At 60.0% G+C, this 16,761-nt stretch carries 19 protein-coding genes; 6 read left to right on the top strand and 13 right to left on the bottom strand.

The window, feature by feature from the left end; all coding sequences use genetic code 11:
- Positions 1–948, top strand: coding sequence for a prephenate/arogenate dehydrogenase family protein (locus ACP0KA_RS07090; protein WP_424628124.1), 948 nt, complete (start codon positions 1–3; stop codon positions 946–948).
- Here ACP0KA_RS07090 and ACP0KA_RS07095 read toward each other — a convergent pair whose 3' ends face one another.
- Positions 949–2,133 carry a DUF2125 domain-containing protein gene (locus ACP0KA_RS07095; protein ID WP_424628125.1) on the bottom strand — a complete coding sequence of 395 codons (1,185 nt, stop codon included), beginning with the start codon at positions 2,131–2,133 and terminating at the stop codon, positions 949–951.
- A 435-nt stretch (positions 2,134–2,568) separates the two neighbouring features.
- Here ACP0KA_RS07095 and ACP0KA_RS07100 point away from each other — a divergent pair, with 435 nt between their 5' ends.
- Positions 2,569–3,174, top strand: a complete 606-nt coding sequence (locus ACP0KA_RS07100; protein ID WP_424628126.1) for a gamma-glutamylcyclotransferase — start codon at positions 2,569–2,571, stop codon at positions 3,172–3,174.
- Here ACP0KA_RS07100 and ACP0KA_RS07105 read toward each other — a convergent pair.
- The 4 genes from ACP0KA_RS07105 to ftsE form a co-directional block, all read right to left on the bottom strand.
- The gene (locus ACP0KA_RS07105; RefSeq protein WP_424628127.1) at positions 3,166–3,957 is read right to left on the bottom strand and encodes a lysophospholipid acyltransferase family protein; all 792 of its coding nucleotides are present in this window, start codon (positions 3,955–3,957) and stop codon (positions 3,166–3,168) included. The two genes, ACP0KA_RS07100 and ACP0KA_RS07105, sit on opposite strands and share 9 nt — an antisense overlap.
- Before the next feature lie 12 nt (positions 3,958–3,969).
- Positions 3,970–4,692: a YdcF family protein gene (locus ACP0KA_RS07110; protein ID WP_424628128.1), complete on the bottom strand. Its 723-nt coding sequence runs from the start codon at positions 4,690–4,692 to the stop codon at positions 3,970–3,972.
- 71 nt (positions 4,693–4,763) lie between these two features.
- Positions 4,764–5,705, bottom strand: a complete 942-nt coding sequence (locus ACP0KA_RS07115; RefSeq protein WP_424628129.1) for a cell division protein FtsX — start codon at positions 5,703–5,705, stop codon at positions 4,764–4,766.
- Between the two features lie 24 nt (positions 5,706–5,729).
- On the bottom strand, positions 5,730–6,389 hold the full coding sequence (gene ftsE, locus ACP0KA_RS07120) for a cell division ATP-binding protein FtsE (protein WP_424628130.1): 660 nt from the start codon (positions 6,387–6,389) through the stop codon (positions 5,730–5,732).
- Positions 6,390–6,566: 177 nt separating this feature from the next.
- On the opposite strand from ftsE, the gene ACP0KA_RS07125 reads away from it, so the two are divergent.
- Positions 6,567–7,490: an MJ0042-type zinc finger domain-containing protein gene (locus tag ACP0KA_RS07125; RefSeq protein WP_424628131.1), complete on the top strand. Its 924-nt coding sequence runs from the start codon at positions 6,567–6,569 to the stop codon at positions 7,488–7,490.
- Entirely contained in the window at positions 7,491–7,868 is a 378-nt protein-coding gene (locus ACP0KA_RS07130) for a response regulator (protein ID WP_424628132.1), read from the top strand. It abuts the gene before it with no gap.
- On the opposite strand, the gene ACP0KA_RS07135 is transcribed toward ACP0KA_RS07130, so the two are convergent.
- From ACP0KA_RS07135 to ACP0KA_RS07145, 3 genes are all read right to left on the bottom strand, one after another.
- Entirely contained in the window at positions 7,865–9,073 is a 1,209-nt protein-coding gene (locus ACP0KA_RS07135) for a multidrug effflux MFS transporter (RefSeq protein WP_424628133.1), read from the bottom strand. The genes ACP0KA_RS07130 and ACP0KA_RS07135 overlap by 4 nt on opposite strands.
- Before the next feature lie 83 nt (positions 9,074–9,156).
- Entirely contained in the window at positions 9,157–9,804 is a 648-nt protein-coding gene (locus ACP0KA_RS07140; protein WP_424628134.1) for a glutathione S-transferase family protein, read from the bottom strand.
- Positions 9,805–9,814: 10 nt separating this feature from the next.
- Positions 9,815–10,363 carry a dihydrofolate reductase family protein gene (locus ACP0KA_RS07145; protein ID WP_424628135.1) on the bottom strand — a complete coding sequence of 183 codons (549 nt, stop codon included), beginning with the start codon at positions 10,361–10,363 and terminating at the stop codon, positions 9,815–9,817.
- 99 nt (positions 10,364–10,462) lie between these two features.
- Here ACP0KA_RS07145 and ACP0KA_RS07150 point away from each other — a divergent pair, with 99 nt between their 5' ends.
- Positions 10,463–10,969 carry a winged helix-turn-helix transcriptional regulator gene (locus ACP0KA_RS07150; protein ID WP_424628136.1) on the top strand — a complete coding sequence of 169 codons (507 nt, stop codon included), beginning with the start codon at positions 10,463–10,465 and terminating at the stop codon, positions 10,967–10,969.
- A 159-nt stretch (positions 10,970–11,128) separates the two neighbouring features.
- Positions 11,129–11,917, top strand: coding sequence for an SDR family NAD(P)-dependent oxidoreductase (locus tag ACP0KA_RS07155; RefSeq protein WP_424628137.1), 789 nt, complete (start codon positions 11,129–11,131; stop codon positions 11,915–11,917).
- Positions 11,918–12,029: 112 nt separating this feature from the next.
- Here the strand turns inward: ACP0KA_RS07155 and ACP0KA_RS07160 are convergent, their stop codons facing one another.
- From ACP0KA_RS07160 to ACP0KA_RS07180, 5 genes are all read right to left on the bottom strand, one after another.
- The gene (locus ACP0KA_RS07160) at positions 12,030–12,431 is read right to left on the bottom strand and encodes a DoxX family protein (RefSeq protein ID WP_424628138.1); all 402 of its coding nucleotides are present in this window, start codon (positions 12,429–12,431) and stop codon (positions 12,030–12,032) included.
- A 101-nt stretch (positions 12,432–12,532) separates the two neighbouring features.
- A complete protein-coding gene (locus ACP0KA_RS07165) occupies positions 12,533–13,045 on the bottom strand; it encodes an SRPBCC family protein (protein WP_424628139.1) in 513 nt (170 codons plus the stop codon).
- Between the two features lie 41 nt (positions 13,046–13,086).
- A complete protein-coding gene (locus tag ACP0KA_RS07170; protein WP_424628140.1) occupies positions 13,087–13,518 on the bottom strand; it encodes a VOC family protein in 432 nt (143 codons plus the stop codon).
- Positions 13,519–13,586: 68 nt separating this feature from the next.
- Positions 13,587–13,982 (bottom strand): ArsR/SmtB family transcription factor, encoded by a 396-nt coding sequence (locus ACP0KA_RS07175; RefSeq protein WP_424628141.1) that lies wholly within the window; start codon positions 13,980–13,982, stop codon positions 13,587–13,589.
- A 149-nt stretch (positions 13,983–14,131) separates the two neighbouring features.
- Positions 14,132–16,690: a TIGR02302 family protein gene (locus tag ACP0KA_RS07180; protein ID WP_424628142.1), complete on the bottom strand. Its 2,559-nt coding sequence runs from the start codon at positions 16,688–16,690 to the stop codon at positions 14,132–14,134.
- Positions 16,691–16,761: the final 71 nt, after the last annotated feature.

The following is a 16,761-nucleotide window of genomic DNA, read 5'->3' on the forward strand; positions in this document are numbered from 1 at the left end:
GTGAACAGCGCGCCGCAATTCGCACGGGTCACAGTCATCGGGCTCGGCCTGATTGGCTCGTCGATTGTCCGCGCCGTCAAGCAGCTTGGCCTCGCGGGTGAGTCGGTCGCGACCGACGCATCACCCGAGGTTCGAAGCAGGGCTGTAGAGCTTGGTCTCGCAGATCGGATCGCGGCCACCAACGCGGAAGCCGTAAAGGATGCCGATCTGGTGATCGTCTGCGTGCCTGTCGGCGCGTGCGGTGACGTCGCCGCAAGCATTGGTCCTCATCTCAAGGCCGGTGCGATCGTATCCGACGTCGGTTCCGTCAAAGGTGTGATCCTGCGCGAAATGGCGCCACATCTGCCGAAGACGGTTCAGTTCATCCCGGCGCATCCCGTTGCTGGTACCGAACACTCAGGGCCGGATGCCGGCTTCGCCGAACTGTTCATCAACCGCTGGTGCATCCTGACGCCGCCGCCTGGGGCCGATCCATCGGCCGTGGAGAAGCTAGCGGAATTCTGGCGCGCGCTTGGTGCCAACGTCGAGACCATGGCCGCGGATCACCACGATCTTGTGCTTGCGGTCACCAGTCATCTTCCGCATTTGATCGCCTACACGATTGTCGGCACCGCCGACGAACTCGAAGACGTCACGCGCTCGGAAGTGCTCAAGTTCTCTGCCGGCGGCTTCCGCGATTTCACGCGTATCGCCGCCTCCGATCCGACCATGTGGCGCGACGTGTTCCTTGCCAACAAGGATGCGGTGCTGGAGATGCTCGGCGCATTTCAGGAAGATCTGTCGAAGCTCACCCGCGCGATCCGGCGCGGCGACGGCGAGGCGCTGTTCGAGCATTTCACCCGTACGCGCGCGATCCGGCGCGGCATCGTCAATCTCGGACAGGAAACCGCGAGTGCCGACTTCGGCCGGCCGCACGCAGACCTCCCCAAGAAGGCGCCGGAAAAATAATCAGAACAGCGGCGGGGTTTGCGCCACCCGGAGCGGACCGATCAACACCGCACCGTTGACGAACCGCAGCGGAAACGCCAGCGCGCTGCGGCCCTCGAGCGTCGACGGCTTTCCAAGCATGTTGATTCCAGCCATCACCCCGGCATTGGCATTCTTGCGTGCAGCGTCGCCTAAGCCCGGAATGAAACGATCGAGTGCCCCGATCAGCTTATTGACGCCTTGGACGTTGACACCAGCGCCACCGTTCCCTGGCTGAGCACTGTTATCGGCAAACGCCTTGTCGATGCCAAGCATCGGCACGATCTTCTCCATGCCTGCGACCGTCATCGTCAGTTCACCGTCGAGATATCCATCGGGTGTGATGGCGAGTGAGCCTGCCGCAACCGCAATCACATCTCCTTGCTGCACCCGCGACTGTGTGAAGTCGACGCGCCCGTTGGCGGCCTGAATTTCGCGAAATCGCTGAGGCCACGGCTTGGGTGAGAAATCCTTCAGACCGCGTAGTTGCGCACGAATGTCCGCATCGAACGGCTCCGCCAGAATCGGATGCAATCCCTGCAGGCTGGCCGCAGTGAGCTGAAATGCGGTTTCCACCACCGGATTGTCGCTGAGCGAGCCTTCCAGCAGACGCGTGTGCAGCTCGAGATGGCTGGCGCGGAGCAACGGCGCTGGCACAGCCCCATTCAAACGATCGAGCGTCGGATTATCGAACGCTATCGAGATGCGTTGCGGCGCGATCGGCAAGCCTGCAACGCTTGCCTGCCCGAGGGTCCAGTTCGCGCTGAATTGCGGCTCTGTGCCGCCGGCGGCGACCATCGTTGGACCCGTGAACTCCGCAATGATCTTGGTTGGATCATAGATCTGAGCCACGACCAGGATTTCTTTCAGACGTGCCGTCAGCCGCGCGTCCGCAACCTGCTGTGACGTCTGCGACGTCAGCGTCACAACCGGATTTTCGCAGCGAACCTCCATCCTGAACGGAAATCCGCCCACGGAGCGCTTGGCGCACTCGTAGATTCGTCCGGCCTTGGCCTCACGGGCCCGCCAGCCCTCAAACTGCGTATCGATCTGGGCCGCGGCATAGAACCAGAATCCGCTCCATCCGGCCGCGATCAGGAAAAACAGTCCCGGCGCAACGAAAACGGGCCAAAGGCGACGGCGCGGAGCGAGTTGAGATGGTTGCATGTCAGAACCCAGAGCACCCGAATTGGGCATTTGAAAGGTGCCATGTGGACTCAAATCGTCTTGAAGTCCAGTGCGGTGGATCTGACGTTCGTATCGGTATTGACCGCTGGTCCGTCATACGAACGTCAGATCCAAAACCGCACTAGGTTTATGTTTTTGCTAGTGTCCCTTTGGTTCTGACATTCGTAAACGAGCTAACCGCAGACAAATACGAATGTCAGAACCGGGACACTCGTACCGCCGATTTGAAGTCCCTGCATCAGTTGCGGCGATCGCGCTCAGGGACTTCAAATCGAAAGCGGTACTAGAATCATAGGTTGCTAGTACCCTTTGCTTTCCGAAGTTCGCAAAGTGGCTGCTGCGACGAGTTACGAACTTCGGAAAGCGGGTACTAGCGAGTTGCGCAGGCTGCAGGGGGCTGGTAGGCCATGAATCATGGCCGCAAAAGTTCTTTCAGATGCTGAATTTCCCGATGGCGACTTATGGGTGTTCGGTTATGGCTCCCTGATCTGGAATCCGGGATTTGAGTTTCTGGACAAGAAACCCGCAAGATTGATCGGCGAACATCGTTCGCTTTGCATTTATTCGATGGTTCATCGCGGAACGCCTGAAAAGCCCGGGCTCGTGCTGGGTCTCGATCGCGGCGGAGCATGCCAAGGCGTCGCTTTCAGAGTAGCGCCGGACAAGCGGCACGCGACAATTCGATATCTCCGCGAACGCGAGCAAGCGACCCACGTCTATCGCGAAGTGCTGCGCTCGGTCTGGGTCGAGGGCGATGCGCGGCAGCGTGTCAGCGCACTCGCTTACGTCGCCGACCGCAGTCACGACCAATATGCAGGCCGGCTCTCACCCGAAGAGCAGTTGCGGCTGGTGCGTCAGGGCCATGGCAATTACGGCCCCAACGATGAATACATCATCGCGACGGTAGCCGCACTGGAGGCGCAGGGCATTCGCGATGTGCCGCTGCATCAACTTGCGGCCAAGCTCCACGGCGAGGCCACATTGCATCGGCATGCGTCAGACGAACAATCCTTAGGATAGACCGGATTTCACTTCGCTTGAAAAACCCGAGGGTGCAGAGAAGCCGACCAACCGCACCTGTTCTTCGCGGCCGGCTTTTACCAAGCGATTGGTCGCGTCTTCGATGACACTCCTCACGCGTTCGGTGAATGCGTCGCGTGACAATCCCGGCTCGATTGGATCCAGGAATTCGATCACGATCGTGCCGGGATAACGCATGAAAGTACGCCGCGGCCAGAACAGGCCGGAATTGAGTGCAACCGGAATACAGGTCACGCCGCAATCAACATAAACCTGGCTGACGCCGGTTTTGTACCGCGGCGGCGCATCCACCGGGGTGCGCGTTCCTTCCGGGAAGATGATGAGTTGACGTCCGCGCCGCACTTCGTCCCGCGCGCGCCGCGCCATCTCGATTAGCGCGCGTGCGCCCGAGCCGCGGTTGACGCCGATCATCTGCGCTTTGCTTAGATACCAGCCGAAAAAGGGCAACCACAACAATTCACGCTTCAGGATGTAGAGCGGCTGGTCGAAGAACTGCAGCAGGGCGAAGGTTTCCCAGGCCGACTGATGCTTGGACGCCACGAGCAGCGGACCGGGTGGAATTTTCTCGCGACCGCGGTATTCGACCTTGGTGTTGCAGATAAGGGTCATCAGCCAGATGCTGGTCCGCCCCCAGTTCTTGGCAATCCAAATAATACCCCAGCGCGGCATGAAATAGGTCGGGAGACCGAAGATGACCCAAACCACCGTGTTCAGATAGAAAACGATATTGTAGATCAGCGAACGCAAAAATATCGAAACCATCGAACAATCCGATCAATTGGCGGATGCGGTGGCCGGCTTTCGAGGCGCCACCGGCGGCTGAATTTCAGTATCCGGCCTTCCACCCTGCCCCACGCCGCCGAACGCCACCCGTACCTCGGCAAACAAGTATTTGACGTATTCCGATAGCAGGAGCCGAAGCGCAGCGCCACTCGTCCACCAGGGCTCCTCGCGCCATTTCTCTCCCACCACAGCAAACGGGATCAATTCAATGTCGGGCATGGAGTGCGACAGTTCCACGATGGCGCGCGGCATGTGATAGTTCGATGTCACCACAATCAGCGACCGGAAGCCGCGTTCGGTGGCCCAGCGCCGCGTTTCCGTGGCATTGCTCCGCGTGTTAACGGCGGATCGGTCCAAGTCGACGCAGCACATGAGCAATGGCTGACTTTCCGGCAGGGAGCGCTGAATGTCACTAAATCCGTTGGTGGGATGCACACCGGAGATCAAGAGGCGCTTACCGTAACCCTCTGCCAGGAGTTCCACGGCATCGGATACCCGGGACGATCCGCCGGTGAGAACAACGATACCGTCAGCATTGCGCGAGGGCTTGTGTTCGTTTGGGAGAACAAGCGATAGGAACCAGACGAAGCCGGCACAGCCCGCCAATGCCGCAACCACGACCGCGGAAATCGCCGCACGCCATCGCCACCGCGTCACGCTCCGTGCGCGGATTGCTTCCGAAAAAACCGGACTGCTGTCTCCCTTCGACGTCATGATTTTACTGCACAATCTCCATCAGCAATTTTATCGCGAAATCCGGCACCGCTGTGACCTCAAAACGCGGCTCAATCAATCTCTTCAAGGGTCGCGAACAGCGTCCGCCGTGACGCCCAGGCTGTGACAATTGCAATCATCACCGCCTGCGCACCGAGCATCAGGTATCCCGAGGCCGGCAGCGCGAACGTTCCGAGCAGGGCCGCGAATTGATCGCCGACCGGCGTACCCGAAAACCAATTGGCGATCGATTCCGAAAATCCAAATGTCAGCATTGCAGCCAGACCGCCAATCAAGCCGCCTTCCAGACCAAGCCGCAGGAAATGCCGCAGGAAATGGTTGGCAATGTAGCGGTCCTGCGCACCGACGAAATGCAGCACTTCGACGATGGGCCGATTCGCCGCCATCGCCCCGCGTGTCGCGAACGAGACGGAGATCACCGTAGCAATGATCACGAGAATGAGAATGCCGGTCCCCGCAAGGACGATGGCACCCGTCATCGACCGCATGCGTTCAATCCAGGCCCGATGATCGTCGATGCTTGTGCCCGGAGCGGCCTTCGTGATGCTCGAGCGCAGGGCGGATAAATCGGGCACCGCGCCCGGCGCAACGCGGGCGACCACGAGCCGCGGCACTGGCAGATCGTCCAGTGACAGTCCTGTTCCAAGCCATGGCTCCAGCAATTTTGCGGATTCATCCTTGCTGAAAGGCCGCACTTCGATGATTCCGGACTGCGCCCGCGTAGCCTCCACGACCGCTTGCGTATCGCGTTCGAGATCTCGTCCGGGCGATGGCCGGATCTGAATGGTCAATTCACTCGCCACATCGGACTGCCATTCCGCTGCGGATGCCCGCACCAGCAACACCGCGCCCGTCGTCATCGACGCCAGGAATGTCATGATCGCGACGACGGCAATCAGCGCGCGGCCGGCGATCGATCCGCGCGGGACGATCGGCGACGTGTTGCGTGCATCCGCGACGACAGCCGACGTTTCGTCACCAAGGTCCCTCATTGCGCAACACCCATGGCGTTGACACTACTCATAGATATGCAACCGCGATTCATGCAGCACCATCCGCCGCGCTTCATATTGGTCCATCAACGCGATGTCGTGGGTTGCGATGATCACGGCAGTGCCTGATTTGTTCAACTGGATGAAGAGATTGAGCAGCCGCCGCGCGAGAGAAGGGTCCACGTTTCCTGTCGGCTCGTCGGCGAGCAGAAGCTGCGGCCGCGCGATGACGGCGCGTGCGATCGCCGCGCGCTGCTTTTCACCGCCCGACAGAATCGGCGGGAGCGCATCCATGCGATGCCCTAGTCCGACCCACTTCAACAAGTCGATGACTTCCTTGCGATAGCTGGACTCGCTTTTCCCCATCACGCGGAATGGCAGTGCAACGTTCTCATAGGTGGTCATGTGGTCGAGCAACCGGAAGTCCTGCAAGACGATGCCGATGCGCGAGCGCAATGCCGCACGAGCGTTCTTGTCCAGCAGCGAGACATCCTGTCCAAAAATATTCACGAGGCCCCGCGTCGGCCGCAGCGACAGGAACAGCATGCGCAGCAACGAAGTCTTCCCAGCACCGGACGGTCCGGTCAAAAACTGGAACGAACGCGCAGGTATTTGGAACGTCAGGTCGCGCAAAACCTCCGGACCAAGCCCGTAGCGCAGACCAACATTTTCGAACCGGACCAAGTTCAGCTCCGTTCGACAGGACCGATGAAATCAATGCCCGGACCGTTCCCGGACGGAACGCGTTCACGGGCGGGGACCAAGGAATGACCGTAAAAAGCTTGTGCGACCGTTATGGTTTCCGGTTCGTTAACGGACGCCGGGTAGCTTCCGGACGGTAACCCCTCGGCGATTCGTCCCATGCACATTGTCTGCCCTCACTGTACGACATCCTACGCGGTCGACGCGGCCAATTTCACCGACGCCGGGCGCCGGGTCCGCTGTGCCCGCTGCGGAGAGGTCTGGGTGGCGAAGCCCCAGGAGATGGCCGCCTCCGCGCCAATGGCAGCCCAAGACTTGAGAATGCAAGGCTCGGCAGCACAAGACCTGCCACCGCAAGGCACGGCCGCGGCCCCTCCAGAGACCGATTTTGGATCGGCTGCCACATCAGCCGGTGCTGATTGGCAAAATCATGATGCTCCGCACGTGGAGAGCCCGTCCATTTCCGCCGACTGGCCCGAGCCTGAGGCAGCCCCGCCGGCGGATGGAACCAATGGCGACTGGCCTGCGGAAGCCCAGCAGGACGGCGCAGCGGTTCATGACGACCAGGCTATAGCGCCCAAGAAAGCTGGTCGCATGCCATCCCTCAAGATGCGGGGCAACTGGGCGAGGCGTCTTCCGACCGCCTCCGCCCTGCCGACGCTCTGTGTTGCCCTTGCGGCAATCACCTTCGCGCTGATCGCCTGGCGCGGCGAAGTCGTGCGACTGATGCCGCAGACCGCCGATTTCTTCAAACTGACCGGCTTGGGCGTGAATCTGCGCGGCCTATCGATCGAAGGCGTTAAGGTCAGTTCCGAGATCGTCGACAACAAGCCGGTGCTGCTGATCGAAGGTGCAATTGTCGATGTCACGCGCAAGACCACCGAAATTCCACGGCTCAGATTCATCGTGCGCAACGCCAAGGGCGCCGACATCTATGCCTGGACCACAGTGCTGGAACAGCCCGTGCTGCATCCCGGGGAAAAAGCATGGTTCAAGACGCGGTTGGCTTCACCGCCGGCCGAGGGTCGCGAAATTGCCGTGAGGTTCTTCCACAAGCGGGACCTCGCCGCCGGGGGTATGTAAATGTCTCGTGTTTTGATTGCTGATGACGAAGAATCGATGCGCCTGTTGGTGGCGCGCGCGATTGCCATGGATGGGCATGATATCGTCACGGCTGAAGATGGGGCCGAAGCGCTGGACATCATCACGCGCGAAGACGGCGCCTTTGATTTGCTGCTGACCGACATCAAGATGCCGGTAATGGACGGCATCGCACTTGCGCTCGCTGTCGCGCGTGACTTTCCCCGCCTGACGATCTTGCTGATGACCGGCTTCGCCGATCAACGCGAGCGGGCTTCCGGGCTCGATGCCATCGTGCATGACGTCGTCACCAAGCCCTTCGCTGTGGCGGATATCCGCACGGCCGTCGCCGACGCGCTCGCGTCGCGCAAGCCGGATTAGTTCTGCTCCGCCGGCTGCGGCGCCATCTCCCGTGGACGCAACGTCAGCCGCGTCAGCACGAACGCCGCCACCGCACACGCCGCAATCGTCGTCACCATTGGCAGTGCTGTTCCGTTGAAGAACACGCTGGCGATGACGATCATCACAGCCCCATTGATCATTTGCAGGGTGCCGCCGAGCGCCGAGGCCATACCCGCGATCGGACCGTGGTCCTCCAGCGAGAGCACCATGGTTGATGGAATGACAAGGCCAAGCCAGGCAAAGGCCAAGAACAGCATTGCGATCAGTACGGCGAGATTATCAACGCCGGAAACAATGACAGCAAACAAAGCAACCGACATGGCCGCGTAGCAGGTGACGGCGACAGAAATCACGCGTGCAATCCCGAAGCGGCTCGAGAGATAGGCGCTGAACTGCGACGCCCCGATAAATCCGATCGCGTTGAGAGAGAACGCAAAGCTGTATTGCGTCGGCGTCAAGCCGAAGTGTCCAATATAGATGAATGACGAGCTGGCGAGGAACGCGAAGAAGCTCGCCATGCCGAAACCGCCGATAAAGGTCAGACCCAGGAAGCGCCAGTCGCGCAGCAACTCACCAAATCCATCGAGCACGCTTCGAACGCTGACTTGAACACGCTCCTCGGGCGGACGTGTCTCCGGAAGCACAAAAGCGACAAGCGCAAACGACAGAATTGCTGCGATCGTGACGGCGACGAACACCGCACGCCAGCCGAACGGCACGATCAGTGCGCTGCCGGTGAGCGGCGCAAGAATCGGAGACACGCTGAAGACCAGCATCACCAGCGACATCAGACGGGTGGCATCGACCCCGGTATGCAGATCACGGATGATCGCGCGGGGAATGACCATCACCGCTGCGGCGCCAAGCCCTTGCACGAAGCGAAAGAAAATCAGCCAGTTGATATCGGACGAAAGGCTGCAGCCGATACTGCCCAGTGCGAACACCACAATTCCGAAAAACAGCGGCGGCTTGCGGCCGACCATATCGGACAGCGGACCGTAGACGATCTGGCAGACGCCGAACGCCACGAAGAACACCATCAAGGTCATCTGCGTCGCGGCCGTGGACGCACCGAGATCCGCCGTGATGGTCGGCAACGCCGGTAGATACATATCGATGGCGAACGGCCCAATGGCGGAGAGAAGACCGAGGACGATAGCGTTGCGCATAAAGCTGGACGACATGACATTCACACCTGAAGAAATCGAAAACGTACATAACGGCAAATCGCCGATCTGCTTGTCTTTGGCCGAAAGACGCCCGTCACTTAGGATGGAAAAAGGGCGAAGTAAGGTTTCGCTTCTTCAACAACACGGGCGAAAGAAGGGCGCGCCATCAACTGATCGAAATATCGCGTCGCATTCCGATGCGTCTCGCTGAAGGGAAGCACCCGATTGGCGTAGAACAGCGCTGGCGCTGCAGCACAATCGGCCATCGAGAAATGATCGCCCGCTGCCCACGTTTTCGATGACATCTCCTTATCGACCAAATCAAGCCCTGTTCGTAACTTTGCACGGGTTTGGTCGACACCAAAAGGATCTTTCCGGTCGGCTGGGCGCAACCTGTCCGCAACAATCCTTTGCATAGGGTCATGGATATACAGATCGAAAACGCGATCACGTAGTCGTACTTCTCGCGCCAAGTTGACATCATCCGGAACAAGCTGCGCACGACCGGGATAATAGCTCGCTAGGTACTCGATGATAATGCTCGATTCTGGAATCGTCAGTCCATTCGCTTCATCCCGCAGCACGGGAAACTTTCCGATTGGCCAAAGCTTCAAAAACTCCGAGCGCTCGGTCTCGTCACCGAGATTAACGACATGCGGCTCGAACGGTGTCTCGTTCTCGTAGAAGGCGATCAGCGCCTTCCAGCAAAACGATGACAGGGGGTGGAAATAGAGCTTCAGTGACATTGGATGCCCTTCATCGCACGGGTTGGTAGCGCAAGACGACGATCCCGGTCGAATAAGGCTTCGCATCCAGAAGATTCAGTTTGAGCCTTTCAGGACTCTCTTTGAACAGCCGCGTGCCGTTTCCCAAAATCACAGGGCAAACACCGATGCGGAATTCATCGATCAAGCCATGCGGGATGAGACTCGCGGCAAGGTTCGCGCTGCCAAACAGATAGATGTCCTTCGCCGTGTCGCGCTTGAGCTTCGCCACGGTGTCTTGGACATCGGACTTAAAGATGTGCGTGTTATTCCAGTTAGACTTCGTGATCGTGCGAGAGAAAACGAACTTGGGCAGCTCGTTCATGAAGTCCGCCACCTCGCCCTCTTCTCCCGGCCAATGCCCCGCCATCAGGTCATAGGTCAATCGCCCGAACAGCAGCGCTCCTGCGTTGTTTCCTTGTTCGATCGACAGACGTTCGAGCTCCTCGCCCCAGACGTCGAGATGCCAGGAAATATCATGGTTCGGCCCTTCGACGAAACCATCCAGCGTCATCAAGTTCCACATGATCAGCTTCGCCATCTCGTTCTCCCATGATAACCGATTGTGTTTTGCAACCAGTTGCACGATAAGAGTACTAATGCAACAATGCAAGCGGTTTTTGGCGGACGATGAATATCGATGAGCGAGACACAACGATCAGGCTGTCCAATCAACCTCACCCTTGAGGTGCTTGGCGACAAATGGAGCCTGCTCGTCATCCGCGACATCATCTTCGGCAACCGCCGACATTTTCGCGAGCTTCTCACGAAGTCCGATGAAGGTATTTCGTCGAACATTCTGGCCGATCGGCTGAAGACTCTGGTCGAAGAAGGCATCCTCACCAAGGTGGATGATCCTACCCACAAACAGAAGGCGATCTACAGCCTCACCGAACAGGGCATCGAGCTGTTGCCGATCCTCGCCCAGATGTCAGCATGGGGATTCAAATACCTGCCGGTCAGCGAAGAGCTTGGCATCCGCGCGCAATTGCTCAGCGAAGGCGGCCCAAAGATGTGGGACGAGTTCATGATGGAACTGCGCGAAACGCATCTGGGCATCAAGCGCACATCCAAGCCGCGCGTTTCAGTCGGCGAACGGCTGCGGGCCGCCTATGAAGCGGTGATGGCCAAACGCCAAAAGCAATAGGTCGCGCCAAGTGCAATGCCAGATGCAATAATAGCGGCGGGCTGGAAATACGTCATGAGACACGCTAGCACAGGGTCGATGGCCGAGGGCTGAGGCAACGCGCAAACGTGATTCGTGGCAGCGCATCCTTCACGAAGACAATCAACACATGGAACGGAAATGACCAATACACACCATAAAGTCGCTTTGGTGACGGGTGCCGCACGTGGAATCGGACTTGCGGCAGCCAAGCGATTTCTGGCGGAAGGCTGGCGCGTTGCGCTGCTCGATATCGAGCGCGAACTGCTTGATCAGACGATCAAGGCGATTGCGGCTCCCGAGACTGCTCTCGGCATCCATTGCGATGTTTCAGATCCCAAAGCCGTAGCGAACGCTGTCGCCAAGGTCGGCGAGCACTTTGGGCGCCTTGATGCACTGGTCAACAACGCCGGCATCGCAATCTTCAAGCCGTTGCTTGAGACGACCCTTGATGATTGGAGCCGCGTGATGGCGGTCAACCTCACCGGCCCCTTCATCTGCACCCAGGCGGCCGCGCCGTTACTGCGCGAACATGGCGGCGGCGCCATCGTCAACATTACATCGATCTCGGCGCTGCGCGCGTCAACGCTGCGCACGGCCTACGGCACCAGCAAGGCCGGCCTGGCGCATCTGACCAAGCAGTTCGCCGTGGAGCTTGCTACCCTCGGCATTCGCGTCAACGCGGTTGCCCCGGGACCGGTGGACACCGCCATGGCCAAGGCGGTCCACACGCCGGCGATCCGCGCCGACTATCACGACACCATTCCGCTGAACCGCTATGGCCTCGAGGAAGAACTCGCGGAAGCGATTTTCTTCCTGTGCAGTGAACGTGCGACCTACATCACCGGGCAGATGCTGTGCGTCGACGGCGGATTCGAGGCAACCGGCATTGGCCTACCGACCCTGCGTGGGGAAGGACGGAACGGGTAGCGGTGTGACCGCTACCGCTCAGCCACCGCTTTCATGTTGGCGAGGCCTTGCTCGAATTGGCCTCGCACCATGTCTCGCCACGATGTCGCTCCCTGACATATCAACCGGTACTTTAGACCCGACGTAACGGGAAAATCAGGCGCAAGCGTTCGTCCCTGAGATAGAGCCCGCCCCAGATCATCAAGCCGAGATAGATGCTGAACAGCGTGTGGCTGAACAGTGGGCTTCCTGCGAGCACATGCACGTAGATCGCGCCGCCAAGATAGCCCGTCAACAGAATGGCCCCGAGCACAGACGTCTGCGGAATCGCGTAGAGCAACGTGCAGGCCAGCGTCAGGACACCCAAAGTGAATGCGAGATGGGTTGGAATACCCAGCTGCTTCGATGTCGCGATCACCACATCCAAAGGGATCAATTTAATAGCCCCGTCCAACAGCAGGAAGATGATCACCACGCCGCTGAGGATACGTCCGGTCCACAGCGCCGTGCGGGAGATAGGAATCAGTTCATTCATCGCGCGTGCTCCTTCGTGGTCGGACTCTTTTTTCAAAGCGGAGAGCCCATAGGCAGACGCCCACCAGGCTCTCCGGATTGATCTGATCGAACTCGGGTCGATCAGGCTTTCGCCAGATACTCGTCGAGCTGATCGAACGTCCCGGTGAAGCCTTGCTGCATCGACTCGAACATGCCCTCAAAGAAGGCCCGCTCTTCGGGGCTCGCATTGATCGGGCCGCCGCGGAGCGCCACCGCCGTCTTTCCATTTTCCTCGGTGAGGGTGAGGGTGTTCAGGACTTCGAGCGGCCATGTCGAACTGAATGGCGCGCGGGTGATCCCTCCCGCTTCATCGGAAAACGAACTGACGAACACGATGCGGTGCGGCTTTTCGATTTCACGATAGACGAAGCGGCCCCACCACATGCCTGGCCCCATCTGCATGCCGTAATGAAAAATTCCGCCCGGCTTGAACTCCAGTTTGCGGACTTCGAGCTTACAGCCCTTTGGTCCCCACCACTGTGCGAGACGCTCAGGCTCGGACCAGGCTTTCCACACCAGATCACGCGGGGCATTGAAAGACCGCGTCACCGTAAATTCACGGTCCACGGCAGTGGCGCTGGCTTGATTTGTCATTGCTGTTCCTCGTCAACGCGACGCTTGGATTGAAAGTCGTATCAGCCGGCCTTCGGCGGCAGCGGATGCGCGAAGCTCCAGGCGTGACCGAACGGATCGACGACCTGTCCGTAGCGCGCCCCCCAGAATGCATCCATCGCAGGCATGACAACCTTTGCGCCGGCGTCGACCGCCTGCTTCATAGCTTCATCGCAGTTCTTCACCTCAAGATGGACGACCAGCGAAGTTCCACCGAGGGCAGTAGGAGACTTGATGTTTGCATTGGCTCCGCTCGGACAGAAATCCGGGAAGTCATCGTGCAGATACACAGCACCACCGTTGATCGTGATGTGCGCATGCAGCAGGCGCTTGCCGTCCTCGGCAGGTATCGCCATCACTTCGACAGCACCGAGCGCCTTCTTGTAGAATTCAATCGCATCGCGCGCGCCATTGACAGCAAGATGTGGGACCAGCGAGGGCAGTTGGTCAGTCATGGAGGCTCCTTGGTTGAGTTGAGACGTCTGGTTCGTTGTCGGCTCTGCCGACGTTTGCTTCCCCTCGCCTATTTGCGCGGGGACGTTTGCTTTTTGGCTTTAACGACGCGCTTGGCTTTTTGCGGCTTCACCGCATCAGCCGCTTCCTTTGCCTGAAGTTCGTTCAGGTAGTCTTCAAGGCGATCGAGCCGCGCATCCCAGAAGCGGCGGTATTCCTCGAGCCAGTCGTCGACTTCCTTCAGTGCGGCCGGTTCAATCCGGCACGGCCGCCATTGCGCCTCGCGGCTTCGCGTGACGAGACCGGCGTGCTCCAGCACTTTGAGATGTTTTGAGACCGCCGGAAGGCTCATGGCAAAAGGCTCGGCGAGCTCCGTCACCGACGTTTCTCCGAGAACCAGACGCGCCAGAATGGCCCGGCGGGTTGGATCGGCAAGCGCTGCAAACTTTGTGCTCAAAGCGTCCACGGATGCCTCTTACATAACCAATTGGTTAAATAACTCATTGGTTAAATACAGCGCTCGGCCGCGAGCGTCAAGCGACCCTGCAACGAAATTTTGATGACATGCCTTTGGTATGACGCGAGCGCGGCGATGTGCCGCGCATGAGGACTGGCTCAATAGTCCTTGAGCAGTCGCTCCAGATAATCGAGCTCGAACTGAGGTCGCTGTGAATCGCCGAGGCGCCGGCGCAATTCTTCGAGAATCCGCCGCGCACGCTGCACGTCGATTTCGCCGGGAATTTTCACGGAGAGGTCATCGCTCCACTCCCGGCCGTGCAGCGGTCGCCCGAGGGGATCGGTCGTGTTCTCGCCGGTCTGCTGGCGGCCCATTTGATTGCCGGGACCGTCATTCTGGCCTTCGCCGGGTTGCATGGATTGCGCCAGATTTTGCGCGCCCTTGCGCAGCGCCTCCAGAGCGCGACCCTGGGCATCCACGGCGCTATCCGCATTGCCTTCGCCGAGCTGATTGCCGGCATCACCCATTGCGGATTCGGCATCACCCAAGGAATCGCCATCCTGACCATCGTCGCCCTGCCCGGGCTGGCCTTGCTGTCCTTGCTGTCCTTGCTGGCCTTTTTCACCCCGCTGCCCAGGCATCATGCCGTTCTTCTTCATGTCGTCGAGCAGCTTGTTCAGGCGGTTTCGCAGGGCCTGCTGGTCCTGACGCAACCCGTCCAACCCGTTCTGGTCGCCTTGATCGCCGCGGTTGCGATCGCGGCGCGACTCCTGCCCCTGCCTGAAGGTCTTGTCGCGCAACTGCTGTTGCTTGCGGATCATGTCGCCGAGTTCGTTCAGCGCCTGATCCGCATCATTGGAGCCTTGTCCGGGCTGCGCCATCTGCAGATTTTCGAGCATCTGCTGCATCTGGTCGAGCAACGCCCGCGCGGCGTCCTTGTCGCCGGAGCGCGACAAGCGCTCCATGCGATCAATCATGTTCTTGAGGTCCTGCTGACGCAGCACCTTGGTATTGGGATCGAGCGGCCGCGCCAATTGCTGCGGATTGTTACGCATCTGCTCGGCCAGCTGCTTGAGGAAATTATCCAGCGCCGCGCGCAGGTTTTCCGTCAGCTTCTTGATTTCCTCGTCGCTGGCGCCGCGTTCCAGCGCTTCCTTCAACGCGTCCTGTGCTGCGCGCAGTGCCTTGTCGACATCGGTGATGTTGCCATCTTCGATGGTCACCGCGAGCGCCCACATGCTGTCCACAACTTCGCGCATCGTGGTCTTGGAGTTGGCATGACCGAGCTGCGCGGCAATGCTGCGCAGGCCGAGATAGTGTCCGAGCTCCGGTGTGAACGTTTCCGGCGCGATCATCAGAGCCTCGAGCGCGATCAGCACCAGAGGCTTCTGGTTGGCATCAAGTGCCAGATTGCGGCGCTGTTCGATCAACGCGCGCGCCAATGGCTTGACGAATAACCGCTCAGGCAGCCGCATCTCGAAGGGCTCGCTGTGTCCCTCATTGCCGGCTTCATCTTTCGCTGTCAGCGTCAGCGTCACATCGGCACCCGCGTAAGGATTCTCGCTGAGATCTTTGATGGTCTGGCCGACACCATTTCGCGTCCGCGCGTTCGGCAACCCAAGCGTGATTTGCGGCGGGTCGAACAGCGGTTGAGCGTCGTCTCCATCGCCCTCTGTGCGACGCGGCGCGAACTGGGCGTGTGCTTCGGTCACGCCGTAATCGTCTTCAAGCTTGTAGGACAGCAGCAAGCTGCCACGCGCCTGCCGCTCGGGATCCTTCGCCAGGGAAATGGTCGGCGCGCGATCGGCAACCGCCTTGAATGTCCACTGCGGCTGTCCGGACGGCGCGCGCACATGCGCCGTGCCACCGCCCGTGATGTTAAAGCGACGCTCGTTGGTTCCTTGCGGCGCATTCTCCGTGACAGGGACCTCCGTCACGCCACCCCCGGCCGCGACATCGAGCCGCCCGCCGCTGGAGCGAACGATCAGCGTGCTTCCCGAAGGGACGGTCACCGGCCCCGCGTCGGCATGTTGCGCTTCCTTGGTCGTGGATCCAGACAGGATAACAGGCGGACGGTTCGTGTAGGCCGGAGGCGTCACCCAGGCATCGACACGAACATTCGCCGCGGTAAACGTACCATCCCAATCAAACGCCGCGAGAACACGCGATAGACGATCGCTGCCCGCCGCAATGAAGGTCGCAACCATCAGCATCACGACCAACGCCCGCAGCGCCTGCGGATCGTGCAAAGCCAGACGCGGCGACGGCAAGCCGGCACGAATGCGCTTGATCGAGGCCAGCGTCCGCGCGCGTTGCTCCTGCCATAAGGCCTGCGCGATCGGGTCTTGCGACTTGAGCGTGTCGGTCAGCGCCGTTGCGGGACGGTGGCGAATACCGGTTCCAAGATCGAGCCGGCGCAACGCGTCTTCCCGCGTCGGCCAGCGGAAACGAACTGCGGGCACAAGCGAGGCAAGTGCGAGCAACACGAACGCAGCAAACGCAATGACGCGAACCGTGAACGGGAATGCAACCCACAGCCCGGCCCACGACGCGGCCAGAAACAGCCCGATGACAGTCAGCAACCGTGCGAGATGCGGCCAGCCTCGTTCCCAGGCCAGCGCCCATCGCGCCCGCTGCAAAGCCTGCGCAAGCTGAAGCTGCTGCACGGCTTCAGGATCGCGCGGTTGCTCTGACGGGTCTTGGGTCGGGCTGCTCAACAGGCTCTCCGGGTTCTTGAAAGGGCACCGTACCACAGCGGCGGCAATGAGGCATGCCCTTCCGGCGCCTG

The organism is Bradyrhizobium sp. SYSU BS000235, assembly GCF_049747295.1.
GTDB lineage: Bacteria > Pseudomonadota > Alphaproteobacteria > Rhizobiales > Xanthobacteraceae > Afipia.